The following is a 13,192-nucleotide window of genomic DNA, read 5'->3' as shown; positions in this document are numbered from 1 at the left end:
CTTTCCGCGGGCCGGCCGTGCGGAAAGCCCCTTGTCGCAGGGAAAGTCAGCCCGGTGGCGGAGTGAGGCCTTCCCGGATCGCCAGCAGTGCCGCCTGGGTGCGGGACGAGAGCTGCAGCTTGCTCAGCACGTTGCTCACGTGGGTGCGCGCGGTGCGTTCGCTGATCACCAGCGTGTCCGCGATCTCGCGGTTGGCGTAGCCCCGCGCCACGAGCACGAGGATCTCCCGTTCGCGCGCCGTCAGCGAAGAGAGCCCCACGCGCGGCGCCGCCATCCGCCGGGTGAGCTGCTTGGCCACGGCCGAGCCGAGGTGCACCTCGCCGGCCGCCGCCGCACGGATCGCCGTGGCGACCTCCTCGGGCTCGGCGTCCTTGAGCAGGTAACCGGCGGCCCCGGCGGCGAGCGCGGTGTGCACGCGCTCGGCCTCGCCGAAGCTGGTCAGGACCACGACCTGCACGTCCGGGTGCTCGGCGAGGATCCGCTTGGTCGCCTCGGCGCCGTCGAGCCGCGGCATCTGCAGGTCCATCAGCACCACGTGGGGCAGCGGCCGGCCGAGGGTCCGCCACTCGCGCAGCAGCTCGATGGCCTGCTCGCCGTCCGCGGCCTCGCCGATCACCTCGAGCGCGGGCTCGGTCTCCACGAACGCACGCAGCCCGCGCCGCACCACCACGTGGTCGTCGACGAGCACGATCCGGATCACCTCGGGGCTCATCCGCCGATCTCTTCTCGCACGGTCTTGTCGCGCACGGCCTGTTCCGGCCCGGTCTGTTGCTGCGCAGCCTTCTCCAGCACGGCTTTGTCCAGCGCTGCCTCTTCCCGCAGGCGCCGCAGCGGCACGGCCGCGCGCACCGTCCAGCCACCCCGCGGGCCCGGGCCCGCCGCGAACCGCCCGCCCCAGCGTTCGGTGCGTTCCCGCATCGAGACCAGCCCCAGCTGCTCACGGCTCTCCGGGGGCTCGCCGCCGCCGGCGCCGTCGTCCTGGATCCGCACCACCAGATCGTCCGCCTCCACGCCGAGGCTGACCTCGACCGTCGACGCGCGCGCGTGCTTCACGACGTTGTGCACCGCCTCGGAGACGATCCGGTAGAGGTCCTCCTGCGTGTCGAGCCCGCCGGTCAACACCGGCTCGCCGGGGGTGACCACGTCGATCACCAGGCCGGTCCGCGCGCGCACGCTTTCGGCGTGGGCGCGCACGGCGTCGAGGAGCCCGTGTTCGGCGAGGTCCAGCGGGCGCAGCTCGAACACGAGCAGTCGCAGGTCGCTCAGGGCGCTGGCCGAGAGCCCGGCGAGCTCTTCGGCGATCGGGCGCAGGTGCGCGAGCTCGGCATCGGGCGCGTCGAGCCGGCTGCGCAGCGCCTTGGCCTGCATGCGCATCGAAAACAGCTGCTGCACCACGGAATCGTGCAGATCGCGGGCCAGCCGGCGGCGTTCGTCCGACTGGGCGCGCGTGCGGGTGCGGGCCAGCAGCGAAGCCGTGTCGATCGCGAGGGCAGCGTGGTCGGCCATCGCCTGCAGGAACGCGAGCGAGCCGGGGCCGGGGTCCTCGCCGGCGCGGTAGTAGGCGTTGATCACGCCGACCGTGCGGGTCCGGACCACCATCGGCATGGCGACGAACCCGTCCCAGTCGGGCCGGTTCATGATCTCGTGCAGTGGTTCCCACCGCGGATCGGCCATGATCGAGGCCTTGCGGTGCACCTCCACCACCGGCTCGCCGCCCACGAACGCGTCGAAGAACCGCACCCGCGCCCCGAGCCGCCGGCACGCGCTCAGCCGGTCGACGAAGTCCGCGGCCGGGCCGAACCCCGCCATGCCGAGGATGCGCAGATCGGCGGCCGGGTCGTCGAGCGCCAGGATCTGCACGGCGACGACCCCGGCCGTCATCACCATCTCGCGCGCCACCGCCTCGAGGGTGGTCGGCAGCGAGAACGCGCCGGCCACGCTGGCCGCGGCGCGCGCGATCGCGGTGAGCCGCTCCTGCTGGCGCTGCACGGCCGTGCGGTCGCTGAACCACACCGCCCGGCCGCCGTCGGGCAACGGCTCGAGGCGGTACTCCAGCTCACGTGACCGGCCGCCCGGTACCAGCCGGCGCACGGTCCGCGTGGGCTCCGGGCCGGCGGTGAACGGCGCCGGCTCGCCGAGCAGCTCGGCGGCGGGGGAGCCGAGCAGGTCCGCTGCCGCGTCGTTGAGGAAGGTGAAACACCCGGTGGTGTCGAGGATCGCGAGCCCGTCGGCGGACACGGACACGAGCGCCTGCGCGGCTTCGGCCGTGAGTCCCGGCCCGGTTCCGCGGTGATCCCGTTGCCCCGGCATGGGCCCATTATGGGGCGGCGACGCCGACTTCACGCCGGTGGTCGCGCGGCGAGGTCCGGCGTCTCCTGCTGCGAAGCCGGGCGCCGCACCCGCAATCCGGCCACGCCGACCAGGCTCACCAGTGCAAGCGCGGCGACGTAGAGCGCCACCGCGGTCGATGAACCACTCGCGCCGAACAGCGCCGTCGCGACGATCGGGGTCACGGCGCCGCCGATCATCCCGCCGAGCTGGTAGGCGATGGAGATCCCGCTGTAGCGCACGCGCACCGCGAAGATCTCCGTGAACAGCGCGCCCTGCGCGCCGGCCATGATGCCCTGCACGAGCGCGGCGACGGCGAAGGACACGAACGCCAGCGCCGCGTTGCCGGAATCCACCAGCAGGAACATCGGCACCGGCCACAGCACGGCGGTCACCGCGCCGAGCACGTACACGCGGCGCGCGCCGAACCGGTCGCTCGCGACGGCGGCCACCACGATCGTCGCGATCCACACCGCGGTCGAGGCGAGGATGAGCGACAGCAGCGTGGTGCGGTCGAAGCCGACCACGGTCGTGCCGTAGGTGAGCATGTACACGGTGACCGTGTAGCCGATCGCGGGCGGCGCGATCGACGCGAGGCTCGCCAGGACCAGCGTCGCCGGCTGCGTGCGCACCAGCTCCACGAACGGCGCCCGGCGCGCGGGCTCGGCTTTCGTGAACTCGGGCGCGTCGCGCAGCCGGGTGCGCACCAGGAGCCCGCCGACGACCAGCACCACGCTGAGCAGGAACGGAATCCGCCAGCCCCAGCTGAGGAACTCTTCGTCGGCCAGCCCGGACACGGCCAGGAACGCGAGGTTGGACGTGAGCACCCCCACCGGCACACCGAACTGCGCGAAGCTGCCGTAGACCGCGCGGCGGCGCGGGGTCGCGTGTTCGGTGGCGATGAGGACGGCCCCGCCCCACTCGCCGCCGACCCCGAAGCCCTGCAGCACCCGCAGGAGCACGAGCAGCACGGGAGCGCCGACGCCGATCGCGGCGTAGGTCGGCAGCACCCCGATCAGCGTGGTCGTGCCCCCGGTCAGCAGCAGCGTGAGCACGAGCATCGAGCGGCGGCCGATCCGGTCGCCGAAATGGCCCACGATCGCGCCGCCGAGCGGCCGCGCCACGAACCCCACCGCGAACGTCGCGAACGCGGCCAGCGTGCCCGCGGCGGAGGAGAACTTCGGGTAGAACACCGAGCCGAACGCGAGCGCGGCCGCCGTCCCGAAGATGTAGTAGTCGTACCATTCGATCGAGGTGCCGACGAGACTCGCCACGAAGAGGGTCTTCTTCGACGGACGCGTCGGCGTTGCCGGTTCGGCCATGGATCCGACCTCCTCGCCAGGGGTGCGGTGCGCGCACCGAGGAAAGCAGACAAAACCCCGCCGGGCACGGCCGCGCCGACCCGTCCGCTCTACGTCGTTTGTCGCGGTGACCGCTCACCGGAACCGTCCTTTGAGGACGGATGCGGTACGCCGAACGAGTGCGTATACACGGCGTTGATGCCGGGCATTCCGACGTTTTGCTTCCACGGCCGGGAATCGGCTGCTTACAGTCCGAAGCGTGAAGATAGTCGTTTCGCGGCTCGACGAGTTCCCGCCGGGCGAACGCCGCATCGTGCAGGCGGGACGCAGGTCCATCGGCGTGTTCCGCGTCGGGGACCGCTTCTACGCGATCAACAACCACTGCCCGCACATGGGCGGGCCGCTGTGCCTGGGCCGCACGAAACCGTGGGTCACCTCCACCGGGCCCGGCGACTACGCGACGGCCGAGGAGGAAGCGCTCGTGGCCTGTCCGTGGCACGGCTGGGAGTACGACCTCGAGACCGGCCGGTCGTTCCTCGGCCCGGGTGAGCCGCCGGCGCGCACGTACGCGGTGTCCGTGGAGGCCGAGGTCGATTCCGCGGCCGTGGCCGCCGATCGGGTGGCGTCGCCGGCGGCCGGTGCGAAGGGCGGCCGGCGCCCCGGCCCGTACGTGACCGAGACCTACCCGGTCCGCGTCGAAGACGCCTACGTGGTGGTCGAAACCAGCCCGGCGGCCAAGCCGGGCGCCGTCGGAGGTGCGTCATGACCAGCACGCTGCCCACCAGTGCACCGGGGACCGGCCGCACCGGGTACTCGATCGTCGACACCGACATCCACCCGAGCGCCCCGGCCGCGGACATCCGCGCGCGGCTCACCGGTGACCACCGCGAGCGCTGGGAGATCTTCGGGAGCCGGGTGCCGAACCCGCCCGAGTTCTACCCGCGGGTGCGCAACGCCGGCTTCCGGCTCGACGCGTGGCCCGAGGCCGGCGGCATCCCGGGCAGCGACCTGGGTCTGGTTCAGACGCAGCTGCTCGACGAGTTCGGTATCGACCACGGCGTGCTGATTCCCTTGCAGGGCCACACTTGGGGCGCGGAGGAGCCGCGGTACTCCGCGGCGCTGTGCCGCGCGCTCAACGACTGGCTCGCCGACGAATGGCTCACCCCGGAACCGCGGCTGCGCAGCTCGATCGCGATCCCCACGGAATCACCGGACCTCGCGGCCGAGGAGATCGCGCGTCGCGCCGACGACCCGCGGTTCGTGCAGGTGCTGCTGCCCACCGGCGGCGAGACCGGCTTCGGCTCGCGCCGCTACTGGCCGATCTACCGCGCCGCCGTGGAGGCGGGCCGCCCGATCGCGGCGCACACCGGCGGGATCGAGCAGCACCGCGGTGCCGGGTGGCCGTCGTTCTACCTCGAAGAGCACGTGTGGAACGGCAACATGATGGCCGCGCTCGTCACGAACCTGTTGTGCGAAGGCGTGTTCGAGGAGTTCCCGACGCTGCAGGTGATCTGCGTCGAGGGCGGGATCGTGTGGCTCGGGCCGCTGATGTGGGCCCTGGACGAGGCGTGGCCGAAGCTGCGCGCCGACGTGCCGCACCTGCGCAAGCCGCCGTCGGAGTACCTGCGCGAGCACCTCTGGTTCACCACCCAGCCCATCGAGGAGCCGGACGACCCGCGCCACCTCGCCACCGCACTGGAGCACCTCGGCATGGACGAGAAGATCATGTTCGCCTCCGACTACCCGCACTGGGACTTCGACTCGCCGCGCCTCGCGCCGCGGCTGTTTCCGGCCGGCGCGCGGGAAGCGATCATGGGTGCCAACGCCTGCCGCCTGTACGGGCTGCCGGCGCGCGTGGCGGGGGAGACGCGATGACCGCCGTTCTCGGGACCGGGACCGTCGACGCGGACGTGCACTGCGCACCGGCGTCGCTGGCGGAGCTGGAACCCTTCCTCGACGAGTACTGGCGCGAGTACCTCGTGGACGGCGGGCAGTCGCTGTCGCCTTCGCAGGGCGGGGCCTACCCGCCGCTCGCGCCCACCAGCGCCACCCCCGCCGCCCGCGCGGCCGGCCTCCTGCCCGCGACCGACGTCGACCAGCTGCGCTCCGCGGTGCTCGACGCCGGCTCGCTGCGGCTCGCGGTGCTGAACTGCACGACGTCGTTCCACTGCAACCGCAACCCGTACTACGAGGCCGCGCTCACCCGCGCGGTGAACGACTGGCTCGTGGAGAAGTGGCTCAGCCGCGACGAGCGGCTGCGGGCGAGCATGGTCGTACCCACGCTCGACACCGAGGCCGCGGTCGCCGAGATCGATCGCCTCGGCAGCCACCCGCAGATCGTGCAGGTGCTGCTCCCCGTGCGCACCGACGCGCCGTGGGGCAACATCCGCCACCGCGCCCTGCTGCGCGCGGCCGCCGACCGCGGCCTCGTCGTAGGCCTGCACGCCTGGGGCCGCCTCGGCCAGGCCCCGACGCCGAGCGGGCTCACCCGCACCTACCTCGAGGACTACCTCGCCAACTCGCAAATGCTCGTGCAGGCCCAGATCACCAGCCTGATCACCCAGGGCGCGTTCGCCGAGCTGCCGGACCTGCGCGTGACGCTGCTGGAGTGCGGCTTCTCCTGGCTGCCGGCCCTGCTCTGGCGCTTCGACAAGGACTGGAAGGGCGTCTGGCGCGAGGTGCCGTGGCTCACCGGCAAACCGTCCGAGGTCGCCCGCCGGCACCTGCGCCTCACCACGGCGCCCGCGCACCTGCCGCAGGACCCGCTGCAGGTCCGCCAGGCCCTCGACCTCTTCGACGCCGGCGAGCTGCTCCTCTACGCCAGCGACCACCCCCACGACCACGGCACCGGCGGCGACCGCCTGCTGGCGGCCCTGACCGACGCCGAACGCGCCCGGATCCTGAGCGGCAACGCCGACGCCTGGTACTCGTTCGGCGCGTGACCGCACCTGGCAGACTCGCGCGCCTGATGAGCGACGAACTGGGGCGCCTGAGCCTGCTCCCGACGCGCAACCTCGTCGACTGGTGGCTCGCGGGCGGCCGCCTGGCCGACGACACGAGCAACTGGCGCGGCCTGGTCCAGCTGATGACCCTGAGCCTGCTCCCCGCGCCCGAGCTCCACCGGCACCTGCGCGCGGTCGACGAGCTCTTCGACCACCTGGCGCGGCGCGAGCTGATGGACGAGCACGAACTGCTGGAGCGCCGGCTGATGCTCACCCTCCTGGTCGCGAACGCCGGGTTGCGGGTGCCGGGCCCCGCCTTCACCCCGGAGTGGGCCTTCGGCGTCTTGCGGGCCGAGCTCACCCCGACCCGGCTCGCCGAAGCCGAACGGCTGGCTCCCGACTGGCGGGCACTGCCTCGCGCGGACATCGCCCGCCTGCGCCGCCTCAAGCAGTTCATCGGGGTGGCGCGGGAGCTGCGTGCGCACCTCGACGATCCCGATGCCGTTGCCGCGGTGGCGAGCTGGGTACGGCTGTACCCGGCGTTGCCGTGACGTTCGCCGGATCCCGGGTCAGCGCGCGGGGTTCGGCGGGGCCGTCTCCGGCGGGGTCACGGCGGCGAGCGCGTCGACCAGGCCGTGGCCGTAGAAGCCGTTGTAGTTGTCGTAGCCGGCGCAGTAGGCGTCCTGGGCGCCGTCGCCGGTGAGGTCGTAGTCGTCGGGGCACGGCATGGGCGTGGCGCGCTGCTCGAGGGCGTGGCGCAGCTCGGCGGCCGACATCGCGGGGTGCGCCGACTTCAGCAGCGCCAGCACTCCCGCCACGTGGGGCGCGGCCATCGAGGTGCCGCACAGGGGCGCGTAGCCGCCGGGCACGGTCGACACGACGCAGCGCCCGGCCTCGCCGCCCGGCGCCGTGACATCCACCACACCGAGGCCGTACGAGCTGTAGCCGGCTTTCACCCGGTCGGCGCCCACGGCCGACACCGCCACCACGTCGCGCAGCCCGGCCGGCAGCGCCTCGCACTTCGCGGCACCCGCGGTCCGCACGCCCGAGCGCGCCGAGGGCGTGAGGTCCACGGCCTCGTTGGTCGCCGCGGCGACGTTCAGCGTGCCGGCCGAAGTGGCGTACTCGACCGCGCGGGCCAGCACCTCGTGCACCACACCCCGGTCGTCGCCGCGCACGCAGGAGAGCGACCACGGGTTCACGAACCAGCTGCTGTTGGTCACGGGCAGGTGGTGCGCCGCCGACCACATCAGCCCGCACACCGCGGCCTCGGGATCGGCGTACCCGCGGTCGTCGATCACCTTCACCGAGGCGATCCGCACGCCGGGGGCCACGCCGGTGATGCCCTTGCCGTCGTCGGCCGCGGCGATGATGCCGGCCACGTGGGTGCCGTGCACCGAGGTCGTCGGCGCCCAGGCCGCGGGGCTGGGGTCGGCCACGCCGGTGAGGCAGCCGGCGGAGTCGGCCGGATCCATCGCGGCGGCGAGGTCGGGGTGGTGCGGGTCGACGCCGGAGTCGAGCACGCCGACCACCACGTCGGGGCTGCCCTCGGTGACCTGGTGCGTCGAGCTCGCCTGGACCATCCGCATGTCCCACTGCTCGCCCGACAGGTCGGTGGCCGGCACCCGGGCCGGGTCGCTCGGCGACAGCTCCGCGCGCGTGGGTTGCGGCGGCACGGCGTCGCCGCTCGCGCGCTGCGCTGCGAGCCGCGTGCCCTGCGCGCTGAACGCGCGGTCGAGCCCGATCAGCGACCCGAAGTCCGGGTCGTCGGACGTGGCGACCGCCACGGCGATCTGCGGGTAGTACCCGGTCGGGTGACCGCACGCGGTTTCGAGCTGCTCGCGCGCGGAATCCTCGGAAGTACCGCGGTCGAAGGCCACCACGTAGCGCAGGACCCGCCCGTTCGGGTGACAGCCGGGGGCGGCGCCCACGACCGCGCTCGCGGACCCGGCGGCGACCCCGGTGAAGGGCGCCGCAGCGAGGACCGCGACGAGGCACACGGCCGCGCGCAGCGGCCGCGCCAGCAGGGACACCGGACCTCCTACCAGATGCAGGAAAGATCGGGCACCCGCGCGCACGCGTGCCCGAGCCGCACGGTAACCAGGCCGGGGCGGCGGGACAAGCGGAACGGCCGAGTTCGCCGGACCGCGGCACGCCCGGGTGGCAGCGGTGGGTACCGACTACACCGGGTACACCCCCGGGTGTGGGATACTCACGTCGACCGCCTCGACGACGGGCATCCTGCCTTGCGTCGTGAGTGGTCCGGAGGAGTGCTGGATCGGCACCACTCGCGTCGCCCCCGGGAGGCCGGGCAGCTCGACGTCGTGGGTTCGGTCCAGTGGAGTCGGTCCGGTCGAACCGGCCCGTGAGGGGTCGGAGCCAGGTCGGCACACCGCCGAGGAGACCTGACCGTGCCCGGTTCGCCGAACCCGGCGGATCGCACGGTTTGCCGAGCAAGGATTCCCGCCGCTGGTCACCACCACGGCGGGCACGAAACAGAAAGGGCCCCTGCGCGGCCGCGTCGTGACCGGTGAGAACCGGCAAGACGCGCCCGGGGGCGGAGGAGAACTATGTCGAACGCGGAAACACCCGCCGATCACACCGGCGGGAATACCGCCGCATCCGTGGCCAGTCAGCTGGGCGAGCTGCCGCCGCGCATTCGCGTGCACGCGCTGGCGAAGCTGCTGGGCTCCAGCAGCCGCGACCTGCTCGCCAAGCTGGCCGAGCTGGGCGAAAGCCCGCGCAGCGCGCAGTCGAGCGTGACGCGCGAGGTCGCGTTCCGCGTGGCCGAGGCGCTCGCGCCGGCCGGCAACGAGAACGCGCCCGAGGCCGCAGCGGCGGAGAACACCGAGGCCCCCGAGGCCCCCGCGGTCGCCGAGGTCGCTGAGCAGCCGGCTCAGCCCGAAGCCGCCCCGGCCGCCGGCACCGAGGCCTCGAAGGCCTCCCCGGCCCCCGAAGCCGCCCAGGCCGCCGAAGCCCCCGCGGCCAAGGCCGCCGACGAGCAGCCCGCCGACGAGCCGGCCGCGCCGCGCGAGTCCCGCCGCCGCGTCCGCCGGACCGTCGCGCCCGCCGTCGTCGTGAGCGACCCGGCGGCCGAGGCCGAGCCCGCCACCCAGACCAAGCGCCCGGTCCACGTGCCGGTGTTCGCCGCGCCGTCGCCGGTCTTCCTGCCGCCGGAGCCCGAGCCCGCCGCCGACCGTCCCGCGCGCACCCGCCCGGAGCCGGTGTTCGGCATCGGCTCGAAGCCGGTCGAAGCCGCGCCGACGGGCCACGGCCCGGCCGACGAGGGCCAGGTCGAAGACGAGCAGGCCGAGGACACCGCGGGCGAGGACACCGACGACCGCGCCGACGACGACGAGGACGGTGCCGGCGGTCGTCGCCGGCGGCGTCGCGGCCGCCGTGGCCGTGGCCGCGGCAAGGGTGGCGACGAGGGCGGCGTCGACGACGACGAGGCCGCCGACGAGCCGGAGCGCAAGCGGCCCGCCAAGGATGAGAAGCCGGCCGACAAGCCGGACAAGTCCGACAAGTCGGCCGAGAAGACCGACGAGCAGGGCGAGCAGGCCGACACCGAGGACGCGGCCGGCGAAGCCGACGCCGACGGTGACTCCGACGGTGAGGGCGGCAGCCGCCGCCGGCGCCGTCGCCGCCGTCGCAAGGGCGGGGACGAAGACGGGTCCGACGCGACCACCGACGACCCGCCCAACACCGTCACCCACGTGCGCCAGGCCAAGGCCGAGCAGCCCGAGCGCCCGGCGCGCGACGAGGTGCGCAGCGTGCGCGGCTCCACGCGCCTGGAGGCCAAGCGCCAGCGCCGCCGCGACGGCCGCGAGGCCGGCCGTCGCCGTGCCCCGATCCTGTCGGAGGCCGAGTTCCTCGCCCGCCGCGAGTCGGTGGAGCGCACGATGGTCGTCGCCGAGAAGGGCGACTCGACGCAGATCGCGGTGCTCGAGGACGGCGTGCTCGTGGAGCACTTCGTGACCTCGGCCGGCACCGGCTCGATCGTCGGCAACGTGTACCTCGGCCGCGTGCAGAACGTGCTGCCGAGCATGGAGGCCGCGTTCATCGACATCGGCCGCGGCCGCAACGCCGTGCTCTATGCCGGCGAGGTCGACTGGGACGCCGCCGGTCTCGAGGGCAAGGCCCGCAAGATCGAGCAGGCGCTCTCCACCGGCGACAGCGTGCTGGTGCAGGTCACGAAGGACCCGGTCGGGCACAAGGGCGCCCGGCTCACCACGCAGATCTCGCTGCCCGGCCGCTTCCTGGTCTACGTGCCGGCCGGCGGGGCCACGGGCATCTCGCGCAAGCTGCCGGAGAACGAGCGCCGCCGCCTCAAGGACATCCTCAAGCGGATCGTCCCGGAGGACGCGGGCGTGATCATCCGCACCGCGTCGGAGGGCATCGTCGAGGAAGAGCTCGACCGCGACGTGCGGCGCCTCAAGGTGCAGTGGGACGTCATCAAGGAGAAGGCCGACGCCGGCACCGCCAAGAAGGGCGGCGCGCCGACCATGCTCTACGAAGAGCCCGACCTGCTGGTGAAGGTCGTGCGCGACCTGTTCACCGAAGACTTCGCGAAGCTCGAGGTGCAGGGCAGCAAGTCCTTCGACACGATCCACTCGTACGTGGAGCACGTGGCGCCGGACCTGGCCGACCGCCTCCGGCGCTACACGGGCACCGGCGACGTGTTCGCCGACCACCGGATCGACGAGCAGATCACCAAGGCGCTCGACCGCAAGGTCTGGCTGCCCTCGGGCGGTTACCTCGTGATCGACCGCACCGAAGCCATGACGGTGATCGACGTCAACACCGGCAAGTTCACCGGCTCGGGCGGCAACCTCGAGGAGACGGTGACGCGCAACAACCTGGAGTCGGCGGAGGAGATCGTCCGCCAGCTGCGGCTGCGCGACATCGGCGGCATCATCGTGATCGACTTCATCGACATGGTGCTCGAGTCCAACCGCGAGCTGGTGCTGCGCCGCCTCACCGAGTGCCTCGGCCGCGACCGCACGCGGCACCAGGTCGCCGAGGTCACCTCGCTGGGTCTCGTGCAGATGACCCGCAAGAAGATCGGCACGGGCCTGCTCGAGGCGTTCTCCACGCCGTGTGAGCACTGCAAGGGCCGCGGCGTGATCGTGTCCACCGAGCCGCAGCGCACCGGTGGCGGCGGCAACGGTAGTGGCAACGGCGGGTCCAACGGGCACAACCACACCCACGCCAACGGCACGGGCAACGGCGGCGGGGACACCAAGAGCTCCCGGCGCTCGCGCGGCCGCGGCAAGGGCGAGGACCAGCCGGTCGAGCACGCCAAGGCCGTGGAAGCCGCGCCGGCGCCGACGCCCGAGCAGCGCGAGTCGGTGGTTTCGGCCGTGCAGGCGATGGTGAACGCGTCGAAGGCGGCTTCGCACAAGGGCGAGCACGGTGAGCATGTCGAGCACGCCGAGCACGGTGAAGGTGACGCGCAGCCGCACGTCGCCGACGAGCCGAAGCCGATGGCCGAGGCCGTGAAGACCGTGGAGACGGCGCAGGAGACGGCGGCGGCAGCCGAGAACCCGGCTCCGGTCGTCCAGGAGGCTCCTCGGCCCGCCGAGGCGGCTTCCGTCGAGCCTGCTGTTTCCGAGCCCGCCCCGGTCGTCGAGGCGGACGCGGAAGCCGAGAACGACGTCGAGGTGCCGGCACCGGCCACGCGACCCACCCGGCGCCGGTCGCGCCGCGCGGCCTCGCGTCCGGCGGGTCCGCCGGTGCACGCGACGGAGCAGAGCTGAAAGACCACGTAGGGGACCCCGGTGTCCATCCACCGGGGAACCTCACGTAACCTGTAGTACGGCCTGCCACCAGAGCAGGCCGCTGCGCGAGTACTTGGACCGCCTCCGGGCGGGCCGTCCGCGCCAGCCCCCACCCGATTGCCTAGTAGTTACAGGGCCGAGTTAATGCAGGAGACTTCCGTGTCGGCGTACGCGATCGTCAAGACCGGCGGCAAGCAGTACAAGGTGGCCGTCGGCGACGTCGTCGAGGTCGAGAAGCTCGAGGGCGAGCCGGGCACCGAGCACACCTTCCCCGCCGTGCTGTTCGTGGACGGTGGCGAGGTCACCACGGACGCCGACGCGTTGGCGAAGGTCTCGGTCACCGGCAAGGTCGTGGAGCAGACCAAGGGTCCGAAGATCCGGATCCACAAGTTCAAGAACAAGACCGGCTACCACAAGCGCCAGGGTCACCGGCAGAAGCTGACCCGCGTCGAGGTCACCGGTATCTCGAAGTAGTTCTTCGGATCTTCTCTTTCCAGACTGAGACTTTCAAGAAGGGGCTTGCTCCATGGCTCACAAGAAGGGTGCGTCCAGCTCCCGCAACGGTCGCGACTCCAACGCCCAGCGCCTCGGCGTGAAGCGCTACGGCGGCCAGGAGGTGAACGCCGGCGAGATCCTGGTCCGCCAGCGTGGCACCAAGTTCCACCCCGGCGTGAACGTCGGCCGTGGCGGCGACGACACGCTGTTCGCGCTCGCCGCCGGTGCGGTCGAGTTCGGCTCGAAGCGTGGCCGCAAGACGGTCAACATCGTTGTGCCTGAAGCTGTCGAAGCGTAACGAGCGATAGCTGGGGCGACGTGTGTCCGCGGAATACGCGGACCACGT

At 72.9% G+C, this 13,192-nt stretch carries 11 protein-coding genes; 7 read left to right on the top strand and 4 right to left on the bottom strand.

What is annotated here, in order from left to right:
- Positions 1-46: 46 nt before the first annotated feature.
- From VSH64_RS22970 to VSH64_RS22960, 3 genes are read right to left on the bottom strand one after another with little or no spacing between them, the layout of a single operon-like run.
- Positions 47-712 carry a response regulator transcription factor gene (locus tag VSH64_RS22970; protein WP_326837713.1) on the bottom strand — a complete coding sequence of 222 codons (666 nt, stop codon included), beginning with the start codon at positions 710-712 and terminating at the stop codon, positions 47-49.
- On the bottom strand, positions 709-2,310 hold the full coding sequence (locus VSH64_RS22965; RefSeq protein ID WP_326837712.1) for a PAS domain-containing sensor histidine kinase: 1,602 nt from the start codon (positions 2,308-2,310) through the stop codon (positions 709-711). The genes VSH64_RS22970 and VSH64_RS22965 overlap by 4 nt, the downstream gene beginning before the upstream one ends.
- Positions 2,311-2,339: 29 nt before the next feature.
- Positions 2,340-3,650 (bottom strand): MFS transporter, encoded by a 1,311-nt coding sequence (locus VSH64_RS22960; protein ID WP_326837711.1) that lies wholly within the window; start codon positions 3,648-3,650, stop codon positions 2,340-2,342.
- 238 nt (positions 3,651-3,888) lie between these two features.
- Here VSH64_RS22960 and VSH64_RS22955 point away from each other — a divergent pair, with 238 nt between their 5' ends.
- Genes VSH64_RS22955 through VSH64_RS22940 form a run of 4 tightly spaced genes read left to right on the top strand, consistent with a single transcriptional unit; the run spans position 3,889 to position 7,122 of the window.
- Positions 3,889-4,395: a Rieske (2Fe-2S) protein gene (locus tag VSH64_RS22955; protein WP_326837710.1), complete on the top strand. Its 507-nt coding sequence runs from the start codon at positions 3,889-3,891 to the stop codon at positions 4,393-4,395.
- Positions 4,392-5,504, top strand: coding sequence for an amidohydrolase family protein (locus VSH64_RS22950; RefSeq protein WP_326837709.1), 1,113 nt, complete (start codon positions 4,392-4,394; stop codon positions 5,502-5,504). Before VSH64_RS22955 ends, VSH64_RS22950 begins: the two co-directional genes overlap by 4 nt.
- Complete coding sequence (locus VSH64_RS22945) at positions 5,501-6,571, top strand: amidohydrolase family protein (protein WP_326837708.1); 1,071 nt, start codon at positions 5,501-5,503, stop codon at positions 6,569-6,571. The genes VSH64_RS22950 and VSH64_RS22945 overlap by 4 nt, the downstream gene beginning before the upstream one ends.
- Positions 6,572-6,597: 26 nt before the next feature.
- The gene (locus VSH64_RS22940) at positions 6,598-7,122 is read left to right on the top strand and encodes a hypothetical protein (protein ID WP_326837707.1); all 525 of its coding nucleotides are present in this window, start codon (positions 6,598-6,600) and stop codon (positions 7,120-7,122) included.
- Positions 7,123-7,140: 18 nt separating this feature from the next.
- On the opposite strand, the gene VSH64_RS22935 is transcribed toward VSH64_RS22940, so the two are convergent.
- Positions 7,141-8,604, bottom strand: a complete 1,464-nt coding sequence (locus tag VSH64_RS22935) for a S8 family peptidase (protein ID WP_326837706.1) — start codon at positions 8,602-8,604, stop codon at positions 7,141-7,143.
- Between the two features lie 537 nt (positions 8,605-9,141).
- On the opposite strand from VSH64_RS22935, the gene VSH64_RS22930 reads away from it, so the two are divergent.
- The 3 genes from VSH64_RS22930 (at position 9,142) to rpmA (ending at position 13,144) form a co-directional block, all read left to right on the top strand.
- Complete coding sequence (locus VSH64_RS22930) at positions 9,142-12,330, top strand: translation initiation factor IF-2 N-terminal domain-containing protein (RefSeq protein WP_326837705.1); 3,189 nt, start codon at positions 9,142-9,144, stop codon at positions 12,328-12,330.
- Positions 12,331-12,510: 180 nt separating this feature from the next.
- Entirely contained in the window at positions 12,511-12,825 is a 315-nt protein-coding gene (gene rplU / locus VSH64_RS22925; protein ID WP_009081084.1) for a 50S ribosomal protein L21, read from the top strand.
- Between the two features lie 52 nt (positions 12,826-12,877).
- The gene (rpmA, locus tag VSH64_RS22920) at positions 12,878-13,144 is read left to right on the top strand and encodes a 50S ribosomal protein L27 (protein WP_326837704.1); all 267 of its coding nucleotides are present in this window, start codon (positions 12,878-12,880) and stop codon (positions 13,142-13,144) included.
- Positions 13,145-13,192 lie beyond the last annotated feature (48 nt).

This window comes from Amycolatopsis rhabdoformis, assembly GCF_035918295.1.
Lineage (GTDB): Bacteria > Actinomycetota > Actinomycetes > Mycobacteriales > Pseudonocardiaceae > Amycolatopsis > Amycolatopsis rhabdoformis.
Note: the sequence above shows the minus strand (reverse complement) of the source record. Positions and strands in the feature narration are given on the sequence as shown.

Coding starts and splice junctions, on each gene's coding strand:
- VSH64_RS22945 (WP_326837708.1), top strand. CDS start 5,501: ATGACCGCCGTTCTCGGGACCGGGACCGTCGACGCGGACGTGCACTGC.
- VSH64_RS22940 (WP_326837707.1), top strand. CDS start 6,598: ATGAGCGACGAACTGGGGCGCCTGAGCCTGCTCCCGACGCGCAACCTC.
- VSH64_RS22960 (WP_326837711.1), bottom strand. CDS start 3,650: ATGGCCGAACCGGCAACGCCGACGCGTCCGTCGAAGAAGACCCTCTTC.
- VSH64_RS22930 (WP_326837705.1), top strand. CDS start 9,142: ATGTCGAACGCGGAAACACCCGCCGATCACACCGGCGGGAATACCGCC.
- rpmA (WP_326837704.1), top strand. CDS start 12,878: ATGGCTCACAAGAAGGGTGCGTCCAGCTCCCGCAACGGTCGCGACTCC.
- VSH64_RS22970 (WP_326837713.1), bottom strand. CDS start 712: ATGAGCCCCGAGGTGATCCGGATCGTGCTCGTCGACGACCACGTGGTG.
- VSH64_RS22965 (WP_326837712.1), bottom strand. CDS start 2,310: ATGCCGGGGCAACGGGATCACCGCGGAACCGGGCCGGGACTCACGGCC.
- VSH64_RS22950 (WP_326837709.1), top strand. CDS start 4,392: ATGACCAGCACGCTGCCCACCAGTGCACCGGGGACCGGCCGCACCGGG.